General features: G+C 65.6%; 18 protein-coding genes. 6 read left to right on the top strand and 12 right to left on the bottom strand.

Annotated elements, in window-relative coordinates; genetic code table 11:
* Positions 1-243: 243 nt before the first annotated feature.
* From EA473_RS01060 to EA473_RS01045, 4 genes are all read right to left on the bottom strand, one after another.
* Positions 244-789 (bottom strand): 8-oxo-dGTP diphosphatase, encoded by a 546-nt coding sequence (locus EA473_RS01060; RefSeq protein WP_124193806.1) that lies wholly within the window; start codon positions 787-789, stop codon positions 244-246.
* 106 nt (positions 790-895) lie between these two features.
* Entirely contained in the window at positions 896-4,753 is a 3,858-nt protein-coding gene (locus EA473_RS01055) for a UvrD-helicase domain-containing protein (protein ID WP_124193805.1), read from the bottom strand.
* Positions 4,746-5,867 (bottom strand): hypothetical protein, encoded by a 1,122-nt coding sequence (locus EA473_RS01050; protein ID WP_394341287.1) that lies wholly within the window; start codon positions 5,865-5,867, stop codon positions 4,746-4,748. Before EA473_RS01050 ends, EA473_RS01055 begins: the two co-directional genes overlap by 8 nt.
* A complete protein-coding gene (locus EA473_RS01045; protein WP_124193804.1) occupies positions 5,860-8,055 on the bottom strand; it encodes a hypothetical protein in 2,196 nt (731 codons plus the stop codon). The genes EA473_RS01050 and EA473_RS01045 overlap by 8 nt, the downstream gene beginning before the upstream one ends.
* Positions 8,056-8,184: 129 nt before the next feature.
* Between EA473_RS01045 and EA473_RS01040 the strand changes: the two genes are divergently transcribed.
* The 3 genes from EA473_RS01040 to EA473_RS01030 all read left to right on the top strand — a co-directional run bounded on the left by EA473_RS01040 (position 8,185) and on the right by EA473_RS01030 (position 10,732).
* Positions 8,185-8,592, top strand: coding sequence for a CBS domain-containing protein (locus tag EA473_RS01040; RefSeq protein ID WP_165875171.1), 408 nt, complete (start codon positions 8,185-8,187; stop codon positions 8,590-8,592).
* 187 nt (positions 8,593-8,779) lie between these two features.
* Positions 8,780-9,133: a hypothetical protein gene (locus EA473_RS01035; RefSeq protein ID WP_124193803.1), complete on the top strand. Its 354-nt coding sequence runs from the start codon at positions 8,780-8,782 to the stop codon at positions 9,131-9,133.
* Positions 9,134-9,421: 288 nt separating this feature from the next.
* On the top strand, positions 9,422-10,732 hold the full coding sequence (locus EA473_RS01030; protein ID WP_124193802.1) for a polysaccharide deacetylase family protein: 1,311 nt from the start codon (positions 9,422-9,424) through the stop codon (positions 10,730-10,732).
* 109 nt (positions 10,733-10,841) lie between these two features.
* Here EA473_RS01030 and EA473_RS01025 read toward each other — a convergent pair whose 3' ends face one another.
* Together EA473_RS01025 and EA473_RS01020 are read right to left on the bottom strand one after the other, a co-directional pair.
* Positions 10,842-11,777, bottom strand: a complete 936-nt coding sequence (locus EA473_RS01025; RefSeq protein ID WP_124193801.1) for a CPBP family intramembrane glutamic endopeptidase — start codon at positions 11,775-11,777, stop codon at positions 10,842-10,844.
* 206 nt (positions 11,778-11,983) lie between these two features.
* The gene (locus EA473_RS01020; protein ID WP_124193800.1) at positions 11,984-12,697 is read right to left on the bottom strand and encodes an EthD domain-containing protein; all 714 of its coding nucleotides are present in this window, start codon (positions 12,695-12,697) and stop codon (positions 11,984-11,986) included.
* A 100-nt stretch (positions 12,698-12,797) separates the two neighbouring features.
* Between EA473_RS01020 and EA473_RS01015 the strand changes: the two genes are divergently transcribed.
* Both EA473_RS01015 and EA473_RS01010 read left to right on the top strand, forming a co-directional pair.
* A complete protein-coding gene (locus EA473_RS01015) occupies positions 12,798-13,763 on the top strand; it encodes an NAD-dependent epimerase/dehydratase family protein (RefSeq protein ID WP_124193799.1) in 966 nt (321 codons plus the stop codon).
* A gap of 149 nt (positions 13,764-13,912) precedes the next feature.
* Positions 13,913-15,190 (top strand): M24 family metallopeptidase, encoded by a 1,278-nt coding sequence (locus EA473_RS01010; protein ID WP_124193798.1) that lies wholly within the window; start codon positions 13,913-13,915, stop codon positions 15,188-15,190.
* A 175-nt stretch (positions 15,191-15,365) separates the two neighbouring features.
* On the opposite strand, the gene EA473_RS01005 is transcribed toward EA473_RS01010, so the two are convergent.
* Positions 15,366-15,806: a DUF7522 family protein gene (locus EA473_RS01005; protein ID WP_124193797.1), complete on the bottom strand. Its 441-nt coding sequence runs from the start codon at positions 15,804-15,806 to the stop codon at positions 15,366-15,368.
* A gap of 270 nt (positions 15,807-16,076) precedes the next feature.
* On the opposite strand from EA473_RS01005, the gene EA473_RS01000 reads away from it, so the two are divergent.
* Positions 16,077-17,081 (top strand): LLM class flavin-dependent oxidoreductase, encoded by a 1,005-nt coding sequence (locus EA473_RS01000; RefSeq protein ID WP_124193796.1) that lies wholly within the window; start codon positions 16,077-16,079, stop codon positions 17,079-17,081.
* A 40-nt stretch (positions 17,082-17,121) separates the two neighbouring features.
* Here EA473_RS01000 and EA473_RS00995 read toward each other — a convergent pair whose 3' ends face one another.
* From EA473_RS00995 to paaB, 5 genes are all read right to left on the bottom strand, one after another.
* Complete coding sequence (locus EA473_RS00995; RefSeq protein WP_124193795.1) at positions 17,122-17,511, bottom strand: PaaI family thioesterase; 390 nt, start codon at positions 17,509-17,511, stop codon at positions 17,122-17,124.
* Between the two features lie 212 nt (positions 17,512-17,723).
* Entirely contained in the window at positions 17,724-17,891 is a 168-nt protein-coding gene (paaE, locus tag EA473_RS22050) for a 1,2-phenylacetyl-CoA epoxidase subunit PaaE (RefSeq protein ID WP_165875170.1), read from the bottom strand.
* 13 nt (positions 17,892-17,904) lie between these two features.
* Positions 17,905-18,360 (bottom strand): 1,2-phenylacetyl-CoA epoxidase subunit PaaD, encoded by a 456-nt coding sequence (gene paaD / locus EA473_RS00990; RefSeq protein ID WP_124193794.1) that lies wholly within the window; start codon positions 18,358-18,360, stop codon positions 17,905-17,907.
* The gene (gene paaC, locus EA473_RS00985; protein ID WP_124193793.1) at positions 18,357-19,331 is read right to left on the bottom strand and encodes a 1,2-phenylacetyl-CoA epoxidase subunit PaaC; all 975 of its coding nucleotides are present in this window, start codon (positions 19,329-19,331) and stop codon (positions 18,357-18,359) included. Before paaC ends, paaD begins: the two co-directional genes overlap by 4 nt.
* Positions 19,331-19,648 carry a 1,2-phenylacetyl-CoA epoxidase subunit PaaB gene (paaB, locus tag EA473_RS00980; RefSeq protein ID WP_124193792.1) on the bottom strand — a complete coding sequence of 106 codons (318 nt, stop codon included), beginning with the start codon at positions 19,646-19,648 and terminating at the stop codon, positions 19,331-19,333. Before paaB ends, paaC begins: the two co-directional genes overlap by 1 nt.
* Positions 19,649-19,650: the final 2 nt, after the last annotated feature.

The raw sequence follows: 19,650 nt of genomic DNA, 5'->3' as shown, positions 1-19,650 counted from the left end.
TACTGTCCGCCTTGGTAGATAAGGCCGTGTGAAACCCATCCAGAGCGGGCCCACTGAGTCTATCCCCCTATACTTCGATTTTCGAAGTAATGGGTGTGGTGGCAACGCACCGGACGGTTTCCCGGCTTTCTCCTCGAGTGCCGTCTTCCCTTTCGAGTGCCGTCTTCCCCCTCGAGTCCCCGGCTCAACCGATACCGACGGGTAGAACCTGAGGTTTCGAGAGAGTGCGGACGAATCGCCCGGTTACCGCTCGCGTACGACCTCGACGTCCCACTCGAGGTCGTGGTCGACGAACGCGGCTTCGTCCAGCGGCTCGCCGCCTTCGAATCGGAACTCGCCGGCGACCGTCCGGCCCTCGAGGACGCCGGGGAGCCAGAGGCGGTCGTCGTCCCACATCCGGTCGTACGGAACGTCGTCGATCGGAACCCACTCGGGGCGGGCCTCGGGGGACGGTCTCGGCTCGCCCTCGAACGTCGCGGTCCGGTAGACGTGACAGAACGTGTGACCCTCGCCGTCGAGCAGGAAGGTCAACTCGCCCGCTTTCTCGAGGTCGGCCGGCTGAATTTCGAGGCCGACTTCCTCTCGTGTCTCCCTGATCGCACACTCACGGGGCGTCTCGCCGTCCTCGAGTTTGCCGCCGGGTCCGTTGTACCACCCCTCGCCGAGCCCGCGGCGTTTCTCGATCAGGAGCACCTCTGTCGGGGACGTCCCTCCATCGCGTGAGCCGGCCCGCTCGTCGCCGGTGTCGGCTCCGTCGCGGAGCGGAAAACACAGCGTCGCCTCGATCATACGGATCCGTTCGTCCCCTCCCGGATAAATGCACCTCGAGATCGATTCCGACGAGAGCCGACCGATCGGGGCGACACCCCCTCTGGCGATCAGCTTCGCGATGGGGTCAGTGGCTACTGTACTCCGCTGGCCCACAGCCAAGCGACCGGTGGGGACAGAACCGGCAGTGCTCGCCGGGCGAGGTGTCCTCGTAGGACGGATCGTCCACTCCCTCGAGCGTCTCGCGGACGGTCGACCACGGCGGCAGATCGTCGGGATCGAAGAGGTCGACGGCGGGGCCGGGGTCGCCGACGTGGACGTAGCCCGCAGCCGCTATCGGCCGCTCGAACCGGGCGTTGCAGGCTCGCGCGTACAGCGTCAGCTGGGTCGCGTCGTCGACGCCGATCCGTTCGGCGCTCGTTTTGTAATCGAGGACGACGAGGTCGCCGGCGGAGCCACCGATAGCCGCGTCATCCCCGATCACGCCGCCGTCCGGTGGGAGCCGGCGGATCGAGTCGACGTAGCCGACCACGTCGCCGGCGACCTCGGAGACGTCCGCGAGCGAGAACGGATACTCGGCGGCGACCGCCTCCCAGTCGGCGATCGGTCGATCGATTCCGGAGACGCTCGCTTCGAAAAACCGGTCGATACAGGCGAGGATCGGCTCACGGTGGCCCGTGAGGCCGCGGGCCGTGAGCTGTCGGATCGCCGCTTCGCGCCACTCCTCGCGGCCGCGATAGCCCCTGTAGAACGCCTCCTCCGCGACGGCGTGGAAGATCGTCCCGACGAGGCGCTGGCTCGTCTCGCCCCCCTCGAGCGAATCCGGTCGGTCCGGCTCGTCCACCGAGGGCGGTTCCGACCGATTCGGCCCCGTTGCCTCGAGCGGATCGTCGATCGCCCGCACGACGTGATCGAGGTAGTGTTTTCGAGAACAGGTGTCGTGGGTCTCCATCGCGGTGTAGCTGTGACGTAACGCGGCGGGAAGCTGGTTCGGGGTCGAAAGCGACTGGACCGGGAATCTGGTCGTCTCCGTCGTCAGCGCCGAGAGGTGGCGTCCGACCGGCGTTCGAATCGCCCGGTCGGAATCGTCTCCCTCGAGCGCGATCGCGTCCGCAGCGTCCGCCGCGGGCAACAGCGTTCCGTCCCGTACCAGCCCCCCGAGGCGGTGGACCGTTTCGATCGCGTCCGACGTCTCGAGGGGTTCGATCGGCCGGTCGGCGTAGTAGGTAATCGTCCCTGGCGTCGCGTCGGCCGATCGGGCGATTTCCTCGGTGCGATCGGCGACGGTGTCGGGATACGTCTCGCGAACTCGCTCGAAGCTGTCGATCAGCGTCGACCAGAGGTCCATTCGCTTCCCGGCGACGGACCACTCGACGTCGTCGGCGAGACACTGCTGGGCCGTCGAGACGCCGAGTTCGTCCTCGCTTCCGTCGTAGTCGTAGCCGGAGCCGAAGACGAACAGGTGGTTCTCGGCGCGGGTGAGCGCGACGTGGACCACCCGCCACTCCTCGGCGACGGTATCCGCGGTGAGATCGGCCAAAAGCGGCGACTCCTCTCCTTCGAGGGCGGCGGCGAGCAGTCGGTAGCGAGCGCGGCGGGCGTGGTCGGTTTCGACGCACCACTCCTCGTCCGAGAGAAACGGGACGAGGACGGTGTCGAACTCGAGCCCCTTGGCCTGATGGACCGTCATCACGTCGACGCGATCGCTCGATCGGGTGCCGCGGGTCCGGTCGGATTCGCCCCCGCGCAGCGTTCGCTCGAGCGCGTCGACGAACGCTTCGGACAGCGAATGGATCGCGGCGTCGGCTTCCGTCCGCTCCGCGAAGCGTTCCAGCCGGTCGAACTCCGTCCGCTCCTCGTCGGTCAGGAACCACTCGAGTCGGGTCAGTTCCCGAAACCGGCGGACGAACCCCGACAGCGGATAGACGCTTCTGGTTCGCTCGAGTTCGGCCAGGTGCTCGCGGGCCCGTTCGAGACGCGCCGGCCGCTCGAGCGCCTCGAGGTCGACCTCGAAGACGGCGTCGTAAAGCGTCGTCTCCGCGCGCTGTACCGTCGCGAGGTCGTCCTCGGAGAGCCGGTACCGGTACACCAACACCCGCCGGAGGTGCGCGTCGGCGTCAGGGTCGACGAGAACCCTGAGATACGACAGCACCGTCCGTACTCCGGGGGGGATCTCGCCGCGGGGCGATCCCGAAATCTCGTAGGGGATCTGTCGGTCCCCGAGCGCGTCGGCGACGGCCTGTGCCTGACGGTTCGTTCGGACGATCACCGCGAGGTCAGCCAGCGATCGTTGCGGGACGGTGGCGCTTTCGCCGTTGAGAAGCCGGGAGACCGTCGTCGATACCTGTTCGGCGGTCGAGTGCTCGAGTTCGTCGCTCTCGACTTTGACGACCCGGTCGGCTGGCGTCTCGCCGACGTGATCGGATCCGACCTCGGCGTACGTGCCGGGCTCTCGACCGTCCTCGCGGAGCGTCTTCGAGGACTGGGGGCCGTACGAACAGTGATTCGTCAGATCGAGGATCTCCTGGCGCGAGCGGAAGTTGAGTTCCAGTTCGATCGACTCGTGGTCGTCGTAGACCCCTGCGAGGCGATCGAGGCCCTCGCGGTCGGTCCCGCGCCAGCCGTAGATGGCCTGATCCTTATCGCCGATCGCGAGCAGATCGGGTCGGTCCGGCCCGTCCGTGAGCGCGGCGATCAGCGAGAACTGGGTCTCGTCCGTATCCTGAAACTCGTCGCAGTACACCTGCTCCCACTGGCCGGTGATCTCCGCGGCGACCGCCTCCTGCGTTGGGTCGTCCTCGGACCCGACAAACGCGGTTCCGGGGCCGGTTTCGCCGCCGACCAGTGCGGTCGCGGTCCGCACCAGTTCGTCGAAATCGAGCGCCCGTTCCGCCGCCAGCAGTTCGTGATAGTCCGCGTAGACGTCCGCGTAGTGGCGGGCGAGTCGGAGAAACTCCACGTAGTGTTTCAGCCGCCCGAACGGACTCTGCTCGAGGCGGCCGGTCGCCGTCCGCCAGATCTCGTTGGCGAACAGCGCACGGGGGAGCTGTTTCGTCGTGGGTTCCTCGAGCGATAGCGTCTCGATCGTGTTTGTCACACACCGCTGGAGCACCCGGAGGTAGCGGTCCACGTCGCGAACGACGTCGTCGTCGCGAAACTCCGCCGGCGCTTCGGCGATTTTCTCGCGACAGAACGAGATGAGTTTGCCGTACTCGACCAGCGATTCGCGGGCGGCCTCGAGGTGGACCTCCTCGTTGAAGTACCGGAGCGCCTCGTTGTCGAAGGTGAGTTCCTCCTCGGCCCGGCGCTCGAGCCAGAGGACGAACTCGGTCAACAACTCGAGCGTCCGGACGTCCGGGAGCGTCTCGCGAAGCGTCTCGGGCGCGATGTCCTCCTGGCTCATCGCCCGGATGAACCGATCGACCGACTCGACGACGTCGGTCGACGACCCGTCGCCGTGGGTGGCGGAGGCGAAGTCGTACTCGTTTTCGGCGAGGAGCCGGCCGACCAGCCGCCGCCGGTTTCGCTCGGTGACCACCTCGAACTCCGGTGAGTACCCGAGGTAGTAGGCGTACTCGCGGACCAGCCGGTAGCAAAACGAGTGGTACGTGTGTACGTCGATCGCCGCCGCCGTCTCGGGATCGAGCCGCTCGGCCACCGCGTCCCGGATGCTTCCGGCGGCCTCGTTCGCGAACGTCAGGACGAGCACGTCGTCCGGATCGACGTCCCCGCGTTCGATCGTCCGCTCGATGCGCATGAGCATCGTCGTCGTCTTTCCGGTTCCCGCGCCGGCGTCGACGGAGAGACAGGCCGCCCGGCTGTCGATGACGTCTCTCTGGCTCCCCTTCGGCTCGAGCGGCGTCCGCTCGCCGTTCGCCGAACTTCCGTTCTGGCTTTCACCCGTCGAATCGTCCCGCCGGTCCGTGCCCGTCGAACCGTTTTGACGATCTTCACCCGTCGAATCGTTCCGCCGATCTTCACCCATCGAATCGCACCTCCGCCGCGATTCGCTCCTCACAGCAGACCGCGTACGCACACTCGGGACAGGCCTCCCCCCTGATCTGTTCCCACCGATCGCCCGGATCGAACGCACCCTCCACGAGGCGGCCAACGACCGCCTCGAGGCGGCTGTCGACCGTCTCGTTTCGGTGCTCGTGGGTCAGCCCGTACGTGTGGTGGTCGACGTAGACGTCGGTGAGGTCGGCGATCTCGAGGCTCGTCTCGACGGATTCGCTCACCCAGTTGACCGACGTCTTCGACCGATCCGCGAGCGGAACCTGCACGTACCGACACGTCTTCCCTCCGAGGTCGAGCCGATCCCGAAGCGTTCGAAGGCCGTCGAGGACGACCGCCGTCTCGAGCAGCGCCGCGACGGGGGCGGGATCGTAGACGTCGGCCGCGGGATCGAAGTGGTCCGTAAAGCGTTCGGCGACGTCGCCGTCCCACTCGGATCGATACCGGAGTGGGCCGAGCGGGGCGAGGGTGGGAACGAACCGGACCCCGACGACCGACGGCCCGTCGCGGAATACGTAGTCGACCTCGGCTTCGACCGTGACGGATTCGGGAGCGAGCACCCGGTTCGACGGCCCCGGTTCGACTCCCCGTTTCTCTCCCGACTGCGGAACGGTCACCGTCCTCGACACCGGAAGCGACGGTCCGACGATCTCGTCGACAGGTAGACTCCCCGAAGTCGTTCGCTCGATACCGCCTGCGTGGTCGAGTCCGACGCGGTCGACGTACGCCCGAAGCGTCGCCTCGAGGACCTGGCGTTCGTGTCGTCGCTGGGCCCGAGAGTGAAATCGCTCGTCGTGATCGTCCCACAGCGACGACAGCGTCGACAGCGCCGTCTCGAGGAGTCCATCACGGTCGGTCTCTCCACTCGCCAACGCCGTACAGATGGCGCGTCTGAGGAGGTCGACCCGGTCGTCGGTCGGCCCGTCGTCGCTCCCATCGAGGGCGTAGACCGAAGCGAACTCGTACCGGCGCGGACAGCGAAGGTACGTCTCGATTCCGTTATGAGTGAGCTCGATCGCGTCGCCCCCGTCGGCTTCGTCGAGCCGTCGGCCGGTTCCCGGTCCGTCGCGTCCGCGGTCAGTCACGCCGAATCACCTCGCCGGCGGCGAACTCGAACTGCGATCGGATCGCCTCCGCGAGGGCGGGGTCGAGATCACCCTCCTCGAGGACGAGCGCGATCTCCTCGAACAGCGCTTCGGTCTCGGCGAGATCCGCCTCGCCACCGGTACTCGCCTCGCGGATCACGCGCTCGAGTTCGCCGCGGGGTTGGTCCAGTAACGCCTCGATGGCGTTCGTCTCCCCGTGGATGGCCGCACCGGTCCGATTGTCGACGTCCTCGAGGACGAGGCCTGGCGTCGAGTCGATCAGTTTCAGGAACCGCGACTCGTCGTAGGTTCGCCGGAGGCCGCCGGATCCTCGTTCGTACGAACAGCAATAGAGGGCGCTCCGGGCCGCTCGGGCCGCGAGCGCGAGCCGTCGTCTGGATCGCTGTGCGTGATACGTCTCGAAGGGGGAGGCGAGATCGTCTCCCGGATCGACCGGTGCGAACGTCGACGCGACCGCAGACGGTTCGGGGTCAGTGACCGCCGGGTACGTCGCCATCTCCCGCAGCCACGCGGACGGGAACAGCTGGGTGAGAAACTGTTCGCCCGGATACGCTTCGTCGATCAGATCGAGCACGAACACCGCCTCCCGCGAGTCGTCTTTGAGGTCGTCGACGGAACGGACTGCCACGCCGCCGGTCGGCGTACGTGTTTCGACCGCGTGGACGTACGGCGCGTCGTACTGGATCGTTCGCCGGAGCATCCGGCGAAGCCCCTGCCAGTCCGGTCCGACGAGGTCCGTCTCCTCGACGAAGCGAGCGATCTCGAGCACCCGCCGAATCCCGTCGTACTGTTCGCGGGCGTCGACCCACTCCTCGCTCGCGGCGATTCGGCCTTTGAGATCGGTCAGACGGATCCACCGCGCGATCGAGCGGGAGACGCTCGCGCCGGCACACTCCTCGAGCAGCGCCGGCGAGAATTCCTCGACGCGGGCGCGTAGGCGCTCGATCGCCGCGTCCCGGTCCCGGTCCGATCCGTGCTCGCCGTGGCTCGGGCCGCTTCGCTCCCGGTCACACTGGACCGTCACGAACGCGTAGAGCTCGTTTACCGCCGGATCTTCGGCCAGCGACGGCGTCCCGATCGTCGCGGTCGGAATGCCGGCCTCGCGAAGGAGTCGCCGCGTCTCGGGGACGCGTTCGATCCGCGGAAGGCCGATCGCGAACTCGTCGTACCGCCAGCCGTGGCGGTCACGGAGCGCCTGAATTTCCGTCGCCACCGCTTTCGCCTGCTCCCGTGCGGTCCGCGTTCGTATTCGCTTCGCGTGACTCGTCCCCGCAGTCGGTCCCTCGCCGGTCGCGAGAAATCGGACGATCCCGCCGTGGGGTCGATCGGCGGCGGGTCGGTCACGCTCTCCGGCGTTTCCCTCGAGCGTCTCGATCGTGAGCCCCGGGCCCACGAGGTTTTCGATTCGTCCAGGTTCGACCCGGGTCCGTTCGACGCTTGCGTGGCGCTCGCCGAGACACACCAGTTCCGCGCCGTCGGAGATCGCCGCGAGATACCGGCGGTCGAGCCGTCTGTACTCCTCGAACTCGATCGCGAGGACGGCGTCGATGGAGTCGGTCACGCGCGTTCGGAGGCCGTCCGCGTCGTCCTCGAGCAACTCGACCGCCCGCGGAATTACGTCCGCCCGCTCGACGTATCCGCGACTCGCGAGTTCCTCGTGAAACCGGTCGTTGATCGCGTACAGAAAGGCGAGACACTCGTGTGGCGACTCCCCCAGATCCTCGAGGTCGGCGAGAGTAATCCGCTGGCGCGTGGCCTCGAGCAGCAGCTGTCCGACGTCGCGGACGAAGCTCTCGTGGGCCGCTGCGCGCTCGAGGTACGGGGGAACTTCTCGGCTCATCCCCTCGATTACGAGCGAGATGAGTTCGATCCGTTCTTCGTATTCGAGGCGATCGAGCGTCGGGTCGAACTCCTCGAGGACCTTCGAGGCGTGTTCGGGCACCGATTCCACCCGCGGAGAGCGTGGCGTCTCGGTCGTTTCGCTGCTGTCGGCGACTCGGGCGGCGATGCGCTCGAGTCCGGTGGGATGGCGTTTTACCACGAGCACGTTTCGTGGACCGTACGCCGACGCGAGCGCAGCGTACTCGGTGGCTACCGTCTCGAAGCGGGCGGCACTCGGTCCCGGGAGGAGTTTGCACGTCCCCTCGAGGGCGGGGGTGGCGGGCATCGATGATACGTCACCTGTATGTCCGAATTACTATTTAAATGTGGCCGGACGGTCTCCAGCCCTGTCAGGACTGTAACCAGATTCGGCCGGTTCGACAATCCTTATACTGTGCAAGTGAAATAATACTGTATGCAAGATATTTTCGTCGCACGGATCATGTCGACGTCCCTGCAGACGGTCACCCCGGATACGCTGGTCGAAGACGCGGGACAGTTGATGCTCGAAAACAACGTCGGATCGGTGATCGTCGTCGACGGCGACGGTCACCTCGAAGGTATCCTGACGACGACCGACTTCGTCAACATCGTCGCCCAGAGTGAGCCCAAAGCCGAGACGACCGTATCGCGGTATATGACCACAGACGTCATCACGGCGTCCGCCCAGGACAGCCTCCGAGACGTCGCCGACCTGATGATCGACCACGGATTCAAACACGTTCCCGTCGTCGACGACGAGGAGGGCGTGATCGGGATCATCTCGACGACCGATCTCGCATCGTATCTCTCCCGAGTTCAGACGCCGAGCCCCGAGGAGTGAGCCGATTTGTACGGACTGTTGTGAGTCGTTCCGGCAGGATCGCGCCCCGTCCCTACCCACCGACAGATCGGGACAGGAGTCCGTCTCAACCCGCACAACGCGTCTGGTGCGATTCGGCCCCCTTTTCACTGGTGTCGTACTGAACGCTGACGGTCATGGTAATCAGGTCGCTACGACCGACTCGAGTATGACCGATCGGCCGCCATCACCGCCCTCCGTCTCTCCTGTGATTCCGACCGAACCGACGGACGACGACCGCGTCGTCGCGACGACCGAACAGCTCACGACGAGCCTCGAGCGGGCACTCGACTGTCGACTCGCCGACGACGAACTCGAGGAACTGCTCGTCGAACTGGACCGCCGCGGCTACGTCGAGTGGGTGACGGTCACGCGAACCGGCGAGTACGTCTGGGATCTCACCGAGTCCCCGGAGCGGATCGCCGACGCCATCGCCGAAGCCGCCGTCGAACGGCTGGCGTCGTGGCTCGAGGCGTCTCCGGACGACGGATCGCGAGCGAGCCACGAGCGTTCCTCGCGATAGCGGACTCCGTGTCCGTTTTTCGCTCGTCCAATCGATATCGTCTCCCCTCTCGAGTCCATCGTCGGACGACTGGAAGTCGTGGAGTAAACCCACGTGTACACCCAGTATACCGTCAGTTGTGGGAGATTTATGCTCGCGTCTCGGTGGCGGATCGCGGGAGTGTGGAGGTATGGGCCGGTTGTCACGGCCACCGCAGTTCGCCCATCTGACCGACCCGGAGGGCAACGGTTGATTTCGCGAGTACGGCGTCGAATTACAATGGCCGTGACGGTAGACCGTACACCCGCAATGAACCGACGAAAGTACCTCGCTGCGGCCGCGGCGACTGCGGCACTCGCCGGCTGTCTGGGCGGCGACGAGAGCGATACCGAACCGACGGACGACGACCCCGAAGACGACGCGGACGACGACCCCGAAGACGACGCGGACGACGACCCCGAAGACGACGCGGACGACACCGAACCCGAGGAAGAAACGGAAGACGAAGACGAAGACGAGGACGAGGAGATCGAACAGGTCGACGACTTCGAAGACCTCGACCGGTGGGAGGTCGTCGTCGGCTCGCTCACCGCGGACGAAGAGCGATCTTACACCGGATCCCAGTCCGCCCTTCTCGAGGCCGAAGCCGAAGAGGAAGGCGTGAGGATCGTTAGGGAACTCGACGAGCCCCGCGACTTCTCGGAGATGCGACCCGGCGTAGCGATGGCGTCGTCGGCGACAGCGGCACCGATCATCCAGCTCGCCGACAGCGACGGCGATCGGATCGACTTCCGCCAGCAGGTCCATTCGGATACGCCACTGACCCGAAGTTCGTTCGGAATCGCGAACGTCGACGGCGACCCTAACCTGACCGACATCACCGAAATCCAGATCATTCGGTGGACCGGCGAGGAGTACGAAACCCAGCTCTGGGTCGACGACCTCCACTTCGTTCCCGCACCCGAGCAGGGCACGGTCTTGCTCCAGTTCGACGGCGGCCACGAAACCGATTACACGGACGCTCTGCCCGTCCTCGAGGAGTACGACTACCAGGCGACCTCGTTCGTCACTACGGGCCGACTCCGCGAGGAGGAAGACCACGACGGCGATCGACTCACCCACGACCAGCTTGCGGAACTCGACGACGCCGGCTGGACGATCGCCAGCCACTCGGCTCACGGGAGCAACCTCGCGAGTCCGCCCGAGGATCGGGAGCAGGAAGACGAGATCAGCGACGCGAGAGCGTGGCTCGAGGACAACGGCTACGAGGACGGAGCCGACTACTTCTCGTACCCCCAGAACAAGTACAACGGCGAGACGCTCGAACTCGTCGAGGAACACCACGAACTCGGATTCGCTGGCCGCTTCCCCTCGCAAGGGTACGCCGCCAACCCTGCCCTCTGTTCCCGGGTGATAAACCCCGACGCCGACGAGGCTCGAGCGGCGCTCGAAACGACGTCCGAGTGGGGCGGCATCACCGCGATCGTCTTCTACGAACTCGACGCAGAGTCGCTGTCCGCGCTCGAGGCGACCGCGGAGTATCTAGACGGAAGCGACGAACTCGAGGTGATCGGTCCCGACGAGATGGCAGCGGAATACGTCATCGAAAGTGGTCGGTGAACGACGATGCGCGTCCGAACGGATGGCCGTCGTCCGTTCGGCATAGTACCGACTGCACCGATTACACACCCATCGCCGATCCGTCCCGCGATCGGGTGTGCAGTGACGTTCAGTGGCTATCATAACTGACCCCACGTGTGTCGTCGTTGCCGTCCGTCCTACGTTCGGTCCAGACGGGCATCGCGTCGGTCTCGAACGCCCACCGACGATACACCAGAACGGCAAGGGCGATGAGACCGAGATAGCTCACAACATACAGTGCCATCGCCCACCGTGGCCACCCAGCAACGTCGAAAAAGAGAATTCCCGCCGTGCCCGGCATGTTTCCAGCGGCGTGGACGATGATGGGAACGGAGAGATTTTGGGTAAACTCGTAGAGAAGGCCGAAGCCGATGCCGTTGACGAAGAGCAACAGGAGGTATCCCGAGCCGCTCATGGTTCCTGGCGGGCCGTCAGTTAGCACGCGTGGAACGTGATACGCCGAGAAAAGTACGCTCGCACCGACGATGCCGGCGATGGCTCGAATCCGGGGATCACCGGGACACAGAGCGATCAGCCTGTTCTGGAGATAACCGCGGAAGACGACTTCCTCGACGAGGCCGGCGACGACGAGCATAAAGGCGAACGTGAAGACCGCTCCTACCGGTGAAACAGTCCACTGATAGCCGAGCGTTTCCGGCGCTCCCGAAGCGATGGCGATTCCGATACCGGCCACGTTGAGCGCGAGAAAGTACCCCCCAACGAGGACGGTAGCCGGAACCAACAGCCGAGGCTCGAGACCGATGCGTGCGAGGGACACACCCTCGAGACGAAGCGTCGCGACGGCCAGACCGAACAGTACGAGCGAGAGGACGACTGAACCGGCGTGGACGTCCACCACCGGAATCGCCGGTCCGAACTCCCAGACGTAATCGGCGTACCGGTCTGCGATTACGAGGACACTTCCGAGGACGAGAAATGCGAGGAGCAATCGGGTCTCACCGTGAAACGTGAGTCGACGACGCGAAACGCGGGACCCCCTCTTTCCGCGAGTTGTCTCGACCATAGCTGATCGAAGTAGCTGAGAATTGTGACCGACGGACTATTAGCACTTTCAATATATGCGTTAGTTCTCGGTCGGAAGTATCTGTACAGCCTTTCCGCGGCTCTTCGCTAGGCATCGATCGAGTGGTACCTGTCTGTGAAGTGACGGAATCCGCCCGAATACGGCGAAGAGAGTGTCACCCTTCTCGAGCGATCGACCGCGTCCGTCTATCCGCCTTCGATGAGGTGCGTTCGGCCGATGAATCGCGGTCGGTCGTCGACCGCGAGGAAATTGTCGACGTCCCGTCTCGCTTCCCTGGCTTTGCCTTTCTCGGGGTCGTAATCCCGAGATCCCTCGCTCCCGAGCGCGTCGTACAGTTTCTCGAGGTCCTCGAAGTAGAGTTCGGCGACGCCGTCGAACTCCGCGGCGTCGGGATCCGTCGGGAGAACGGTGGTGTACCGGACGACACCCTCGATTTCCCGGGCGATCGGGGTGTGGTGGTTCTGCCAGTAGTCGAGAAACTCCTCGTGAGACATCCCATCCTGACGGACGAGAAACGCCGAATGCTTGTACAGGCCGTCGGTCTCTCCGTCGACGTCGTCGCGTTGAACGACCTCTTCGCCGATGAACCGCGGGCGTTCGTCGACCGCGAGGAAGTCGTCGACGTCCCGCCTCGCTTCCCTGGCCTTCCCTCTCTCGGGATCGTAATCCCGTGATCCCGGGCTCCCGAGTGCATCGTGAAGTGACTCGAGGTCCTCGAAGGAGAGTTCGGCGACGCCGTCGAACTCGGCGTTGCCGGGATCGGTCGGCACTACCTGCTCGTACCGGACGACACCCTCGATTTCGCGAGCGATGGGCGCGTGCTGGGTCTGCCAGTGCTCGAGGAACTCCTCGTGGGACATCCCCTCCCGTCGGACGAGGGGAGCCACGTGCTTGTACATACGAGCGTCGTACTTCATCCGTCCCAATAAATCGTGAGGGACGTTCGCGAGGGGAGAACGACCACGGACGTATACGTGACCGGCCGATGTAGGACGGCTCATGAGCGACGAGACGACCGTACTGGTAACCGGCGGAACCGGGTTCATCGGCTCCTACGTCGTACGCGACTTGCTCGAGTCCGGCCACGACGTCGTGGCCTACGACCGCTCGACGGAGACGAGCATCCTCGAGAAACTGGGCGTCGCCGACGGCGTCGAGGTTCGACGCGGCGACGTCTCGGAGCCGACGGACGTGATCCGGGCGATCAGGGAGACCGGCGCGACCCGCGTCGTCCACCTCGCCGCACTGCTGACGACGAGCGCACGCGAGAACCCGCGGGCGGCGGCGGACGTGAACGTGATGGGGACGAACGCGGTCTTCGAGGCGGCCCGAATCCTCGACGATCAGGTCGAACGCGTCGCCTGGGCCTCCTCGGCGGCGGTGTACGCGCCGCCGGCGAACTACGACGCCGAGTGGATAGACGAGGACGGCCTCGTCTACCCGGAGACGCTCTACGGCGCGACCAAGGAGTACAACGAGCATCAGGCGCGCGTCTACCACGAGGAGTACGACGTCGATCACGTCGGGCTTCGGCCGACGGTCGCCTACGGCCCGTATCGGGAAACCGGCGGTTCGGCGTTTCTCGCGAACGTCGTCGAGAAACCCGCCCTCGGCGAACCCTATCGCGTCGAGTACGGCGACCAGGCGATCGACTGGCAACACGTCGAGGATATCGCCCAGGCGTTTCGGAAAGCGGCGTTTACCCCCACGAGCGATCTGAGCCGGCGCGTCTACAACGTCCGTGGCGTGCTCGCGACGGTCCGGGAGGCCGCCGAAACCGTCGAGCGGATCGTCCCCGACGCCGAGATCGACGTCTCCGACGAGGGCGAACTCCCGTGGACCCAGAACCTCGACATGACGACGGCCAACGCTGATCTCGGTTACGAACCCGAGTACGACCTCGAGTCCGGCTTTCGATCGTACATAAACGTGCTTCGGAGGGACGCGGGCCTCGAGCCCGTCTGATACGGTTTACTGTCCGTCAGTTCCGGCGCACCCGCCGCCCGGGTCGCGGGTGCGCCGGTACGTCGGTACAGCAATCCGTGTGAACGGTCCGCTCTCGTCGCCCTCGAGCGGCGCTACCTTTTATTCGGCCGGCCGTGGTCGACACGACCATGACGGGTTACGAGCGCGGCTTCATGGAGGGAACCCGCGGCACCCAGGCCGTCGACTGGGAACAGCGAATCGACACCCGACGGCTCCGTCGGGAGCGCACGGAACGGGCGCTCGAGCGTCTCGAGGAGACGGATCTCGGCGCGGTGTTGCTCGTCTCCGATCCGAACATCCGATACGTGACGGGGCTGGCGATGACGGGCGGCAGCGGCGCGGACCACTACACCGTGCTCACCGAGGAGGGAGATATCGTCCACTGGGATACCGCCGACCACGCGAGCGACCAGCGGGCGAACTGTCCGTGGCTCGAGGACGTCCGCTACGCCTGTCCGGGGCTCGGAAACGTCCCGCGGGCGTCGGGGAGTGCGTCCGCTCGCGAGTTCCTGCTTTCGACGATGGCCGAAACCGTCGACGAGGCGCTCGAGGAGTACGGGGTCGCCGACGAAACGCTCGGCCTCGACGTCGACAGTCCCGCGCTCGTCGCCGCGCTCGAGGAGCGCGGACTCGAGGTCGACGTCTCGACGGCCCGATCGGCGATGGAATCGGCTCGGGCGATAAAGACGGACGACGAGATCGAGTGTCTGCGGATGGTCGCGGCGATCTGCGAGGCGGGCTTCCAGCGGATCGCCGAGGAGACGAAGCCGGGGAAACGGGAAACCGAGGTGTGGGGCGAGGCGGTTTCGGAGCTGTGGCGACACGGCGCGTTCGTCGGCGGCGGCTACCTGACGTCGGGACCGAACACGTGGCCGAAACATCAGGCGAACAGTACAGACCGGGTGATCCGACCGGGCGACCTCGTCTACGCCGATTTCTACAACGTCGGTTACCTGGGGTATCGATCCTGTTACTATCGTACGTTTTCGGTCGGAGAGCCGACCGAGGAGCAACGCGAGGCGTACCGGACAGCCCGTGACAACCTCTACGACGTCCTCGAGCGGATCGAACCCGGCGCGACCACCGACGAGATCGCCCGCGGGTTCCCCGACATGGACGGCGAGCACGCGGAGTACTACGACGCCGACGAACACTGGCAGTTGACGACCAACCATTGGGCCCACGGCCTCGGCCTCCAGTTGTACGAAGTGCCGCTCGTCTGGCGCGGGCTCTCGCTCGATCACCCGATCGAGATCGAGGAGGGGATGACGATGGCCGTCGAGACCCAGGAACCGGCCGGAAGGCAGGGCGTCCGCGTCGAGGAGATGGTCGTCGTCCGCGAAGACGGCGTCGAGATCCTGAGCCAGTGGCCGGTCGAGGAGATCACCGTCCTCGAGTACCAGTGAACTACCCTCCTCCGACGACGTGACTTGCAGCCACCGAACAGTGCCAACAGCAGCCGCAGTCTGCTCGGATATCTTTCGGAAGGACGCGAACCTGACCGTATCGTGCGCCTGCACCGGCGTCGAGGCCGCGTTCGACGGGTCTCCCGACCGCTGCGTTGCGGACGAAAGATCGCGTTCACTCGCCCTCGACCGACTCGTCCGCGAGCAGGCGCCTGACGGCGGTCGCAGCGTCTTCGAACGCGTTCAGATCCATACTGTCGGTCGTCATGATCGTTCCCACGTCGCCTTCGAGCACTCTCACGACGAAGCCGTCCGTATGAAACCGGACGGTGAACTCGTACGGTCCGATTCCCGTCTCGTCCCCCTGGTGACCGATCGCGGTCCTGACGGGCACCTCCGCGAATCCGACCCGCTCGAGCTCGACCAGTTGCTCCTTGGCCGTTCGGGCGGCCTCCATCGACTCGTAGAGGTTCTGGCGAAGGTAGAGCACGTCGAACGCCGACGGCGTAAAATACACGACGCTTCGGAGTGTGTCACCGAGGCTGGTGCGTGCGGCACTCACGAGACCGGACGCTCCGTCGTCACTGATCGTCGTTGTGTGTGTCTCTGTACTCATCGAACACTGTGAAGTGCTATACCGTATCAAAGGTTTCGCCTACAGGGACACGGCCAACCCATACGAGAGCCGTATACCACCACGCAACAGTCGTGTGGAGGCTGTGTCCCACCCTGCCCGCTTACGTCCTCCACTACGTTTGCTCCTCGAGGGCGGGCGCGTAGCGCCCTCTTTTCAGCTAACGCCGTGGGTGATATCGATCGCAGTCCGCGACTGCGAGCCGAGCGAGACGGACCAACAACTAAGGCGGTCACCGTGAACGTCGGGAGTATGCGACTCGGGACGGGACTGTTCACCGCCCAGCGAGGACCCGACGACGACCGCGAGTCGAGCGCCCGGTACGAGGAACTGCTGGCGCTGACTCGCGAAATCGAGGCCGCCGGTCTCGACAGCGCGTGGGTCTCCGAGCACCACTTCGAGGACGACGAGTACCTCTCCGGAACGTTTCCTGCTCTGGGTGCGATGGCCGCCGCGACCGACGATATCGAGATCGGTCCCTGCGTCGCACTCGGGCCGCTTTACGATCCGATCCACCTCGCCGAGGACGCGGCGACGGTCGACCTGCTCTCGAGCGACCGACTCACGCTCGGGCTCGCGATCGGTTCGAACCCCCGGGAGTTCGACGTCTTCGGCGTGCCCCGTGACGAACGAGCGGATCGACTCGAGGACCTGATCCCGTTTCTCCGGGCAGCCTGGAGCGACGGCCCGATCGAGTACGAGTCGGCGTTTCACGACGTTCCAGCGGACGTCTCGATCACGCCGACGCCGGTCGACGGCTCGGTTCCGATCGTCCTCGGCGGCGCGGCGAAGCCGGCGGTACGGCGGGCGGCTCGCGTCGCAGACGGCTGGTGTGCGCCCTCGTCGCTGTCGCTCGAGGGCGTCCGAAAACGCGTCGAAGACATCCGGGCCGTTCGCGATCGAGAGAACCACGAGGGCGAGTTCTCGATCTACGTTCTCAAACACGGCTGGGTCGGCGACTCCCGCGAGGCGGCCTGGGAGACGATGCGCGAGGGGTATTTCTCCATCCAGCGCCGGTACGCCGAAATCTTCTCGGGCGAGACCGTCGAGGAACTCGAGCCCGAGCGCAAACGCGAGCTGAAATCGCAGGCGATCTTCGGTACCCCCTCGGACGTAAGCGAGCAGCTACGGGAGTACCGCGACGCGATCGGCGACGACGTCCACGTTATCCTCCGCACCTACTATCCGGGCCTCGAGACCGACGAGATGGTCGATTGCGTTCACCGACTCGGCGACGACGTCACACCGACGCTCTGATCACCGCGTCGACCGGATCGGCCGGCTCACGGACCGTCCGTCACTCTCCGGTCTTGTAGACCCCTCGAGCGTCTGCGACGAGCGCGTCGTCGTCTGCGGCGTACACCTCGACGTCGACGACGCCCACGTCGCTTCCCCGACGAACGACGTCAGCCTCGGCGTAGAGGTCTCCGGTCCCCGCGTCGAGGTAGTCGATGCGCATGTCGATCGTCGGCACCGGCTGCTCGACGAGCGAAACCAGCGCCGCGCCGCCGACGGTGTCCGCGAGCGTGAACGTGACGCCGCCGTGGGCCATCAGCCGTTCCTCGTTCCAGGACAGTTCCTCGCTCATCTCGAGGTGACCCTCGGCGTGTCCGTCCGCACACTCGGTGATCTCGATCCCGAGCAGCGACGCGAAGGGCATTCCCTCGAAGAAGGCTTCGACGTCCATGGGCGGCGGGTTCTACGGCCAGAGATAAAGTCGGTGGGGCGTCCCGGGTCGATCGCTCGAGCATGTGGTTTCCGGTCCAACCGCTCGAGCACGTGGTTTCCGGTCCAACCGCTCGAGCACGTGGTTTCCGGTCCGACAACTCGAGCACGTGGTTTCCGGTTCAACCGCTCGAGCGGCGGGACCTCGCCTCCTGCCACGCGTTGGATCGTCGCTCACCCGAACCGTTCGAACGGTTGTTCACAGCCGTTGCAGTAGTGCATCGAGCGACAGAGCGACGGCCCTTTCGGGTGTTCGCGGACGGTGTCCGTCGATCCGCAGTATGGACACTCCACACCGCCGTCCTCGCCGCCGGTTTCGACGCTCGGATCGGTTCGTTTCATCGGCTCGTTCGTTTCATACGCTCAATCCGAACGCACGCAGGTCCGCTTTCCCCGATTCGGTGACCATCTCGACCGTCCATTCGGGACTCCAGACGAGGCGGACGTCGACGTCCTCGACGCCCTCGACGGCCGCGACGGACTCCGCAACCTCGTCGGTGAGCATCTCCCGGGCGGGACAGCCCGAGTACGTCAGCGTCATCTCGACGGTCGCGGCTCCGCCGTCGACGTCGACGCCGTAGATCAGTCCGAGGTCGACGACGCTGATCGGCATCTCGGGGTCCTCGACGCTGGAGAGGGCGTCCCACACGTCGGCTTCGAGACCGGTCGCGCCGTCGCCCGTCGCGGGACACTCTTCGGTATCCCGGCCCTCGCGGTACTCGGTGTAGGCACACGGCGTCGTTTCTCGGTCCGACCCACGAACTGACTCGGAGCCGCCGTCGGTTCCGGCCTCCGACGAACGCCGGGTCATCGATCCGGGTCCTCCCTGATTTTCGCCGCGTCGGAGCGCTCGAGTTCGCGGTAGGTGTGTGTCAGGTCGTCGTAGAGATCGAACCACGCGTCGGTGTGCGTACCGTCCCGACCGAGTTGGGTCGGCAGCGATTCGACGGTGACCGCGTACTCGACACCCTCGCCGATCGTCGATTCGTCGATCGGAACGTCCAGATCGAGTGACTCGAGGAACGGAACGACGATTGACAGCCACTCCTCGCCGAGTTCCTCGAGCGTGGCGGTTCGAAGACCGAAGTCGACGATGTCGCCTTCCACGGCAGCGGCGGCGTCGGCGTCCGATCGATCGCCGCTCGTCTCGTCCGTGTTCCGTTCGATCTCGTTCGAGCCGCTTGCTTCCCGTGTCGGTATGGCGGTTTCGACGGGAGGTGTGGCCGACTCGAACAGCGTCAGCGCGTGGGGGAAGAGTCGGTCGAGCGCGTCCTGGAGCCGGTCGCGGCCCTCCTCACCCTCGGCGAGTCGCTCGAGCCAGTTCCGTGCGTGCTCGAGGTGGTACTCCTCCTCGCTTCGGATCTTGCCGACGCGGTCGGCGATCGGCGGGTACGCGGAGTCCTCGAGGGCCTCGAGACGGAGGTCCTCGGCGGCGTCGTAGAGGTACGACCGAAGGACTGCGTCGGCCCAGTCGCCCTCCGCAAACGGCAGTTCGACGAGCGTGCTGTGGCGAAAGTCGGCCGGATCGCGCTCGTAGACCAGATCGCGTTCGTCGACGTCGAGGTCCGCGAGGACGTCGTACCACAGTCGGGCGTGGCCGAGTTCGTCCTGGGCGTTGTTCGCGAGCGCGAGATCGGACTCGAGGCTGGGCGCGCGGACCTGCCACTCGGTGTAGCGTTCGGCCAGTACGAACTCGTCGTCGCCGAGGCGTTTCACCAGCGTCTCGAGCGCTCTGCGTTCGCGGGCGGAGAAATCGGTCGGGTTCTCGAGTGGTGAACTCATCAGTCGTCACCCCGTCCTTGCTCGGCGTCGGCCTGTTCGCTCTCGGATTCGACGACTTCGCTGGCGTCGGCCCCGGTCGTCCTGTAGGTGGTCGCCCACCGGTAGCTCTTGTCGGTCGTCCCGCCGAACGCGACGTCGTCTCCGGTGATCTCCCCGACCTCGTCTCGCGGGACGACCCAGAGGCTGTTCGTCGGCTTGCGCCGGCCGTGCTGGACGGCGGCGAACTGCTTTGCCATCTCGCGGTCGGGTGCGTGGACGTTTCCGCAGTGGGTGTGATACTCGCCCGCTTGCTCCTGTCGAAACACTTCCCAGATCATGG

This window comes from Natrarchaeobius chitinivorans (assembly GCF_003841505.1).
Taxonomy (GTDB): domain Archaea; phylum Halobacteriota; class Halobacteria; order Halobacteriales; family Natrialbaceae; genus Natrarchaeobius; species Natrarchaeobius chitinivorans.
The sequence above is the reverse complement of the archived record's forward strand: the minus strand, read 5'-3'. Positions and strand labels throughout refer to the sequence as shown.

Excerpts from the sequence above, each read along its gene's own strand:
- EA473_RS01045 (WP_124193804.1), bottom strand. The coding sequence starts at position 8,055 with ATGCCCGCCACCCCCGCCCTCGAGGGGACGTGCAAACTCCTCCCGGGA.
- EA473_RS01030 (WP_124193802.1), top strand. The coding sequence starts at position 9,422 with ATGAACCGACGAAAGTACCTCGCTGCGGCCGCGGCGACTGCGGCACTC.
- EA473_RS01015 (WP_124193799.1), top strand. The coding sequence starts at position 12,798 with ATGAGCGACGAGACGACCGTACTGGTAACCGGCGGAACCGGGTTCATC.
- paaC (WP_124193793.1), bottom strand. The coding sequence starts at position 19,331 with ATGAGTTCACCACTCGAGAACCCGACCGATTTCTCCGCCCGCGAACGC.
- EA473_RS01060 (WP_124193806.1), bottom strand. The coding sequence starts at position 789 with ATGATCGAGGCGACGCTGTGTTTTCCGCTCCGCGACGGAGCCGACACC.
- paaE (WP_165875170.1), bottom strand. The coding sequence starts at position 17,891 with ATGAAACGAACCGATCCGAGCGTCGAAACCGGCGGCGAGGACGGCGGT.
- paaB (WP_124193792.1), bottom strand. The coding sequence starts at position 19,648 with ATGATCTGGGAAGTGTTTCGACAGGAGCAAGCGGGCGAGTATCACACC.
- EA473_RS01010 (WP_124193798.1), top strand. The coding sequence starts at position 13,913 with ATGACGGGTTACGAGCGCGGCTTCATGGAGGGAACCCGCGGCACCCAG.
- EA473_RS01005 (WP_124193797.1), bottom strand. The coding sequence starts at position 15,806 with ATGAGTACAGAGACACACACAACGACGATCAGTGACGACGGAGCGTCC.
- EA473_RS01040 (WP_165875171.1), top strand. The coding sequence starts at position 8,185 with ATGCAAGATATTTTCGTCGCACGGATCATGTCGACGTCCCTGCAGACG.
- EA473_RS01055 (WP_124193805.1), bottom strand. The coding sequence starts at position 4,753 with ATGGGTGAAGATCGGCGGAACGATTCGACGGGTGAAGATCGTCAAAAC.
- EA473_RS01025 (WP_124193801.1), bottom strand. The coding sequence starts at position 11,777 with ATGGTCGAGACAACTCGCGGAAAGAGGGGGTCCCGCGTTTCGCGTCGT.
- EA473_RS00995 (WP_124193795.1), bottom strand. The coding sequence starts at position 17,511 with ATGGACGTCGAAGCCTTCTTCGAGGGAATGCCCTTCGCGTCGCTGCTC.
- paaD (WP_124193794.1), bottom strand. The coding sequence starts at position 18,360 with ATGACCCGGCGTTCGTCGGAGGCCGGAACCGACGGCGGCTCCGAGTCA.
- EA473_RS01000 (WP_124193796.1), top strand. The coding sequence starts at position 16,077 with ATGCGACTCGGGACGGGACTGTTCACCGCCCAGCGAGGACCCGACGAC.
- EA473_RS01020 (WP_124193800.1), bottom strand. The coding sequence starts at position 12,697 with ATGTACAAGCACGTGGCTCCCCTCGTCCGACGGGAGGGGATGTCCCAC.
- EA473_RS01035 (WP_124193803.1), top strand. The coding sequence starts at position 8,780 with ATGACCGATCGGCCGCCATCACCGCCCTCCGTCTCTCCTGTGATTCCG.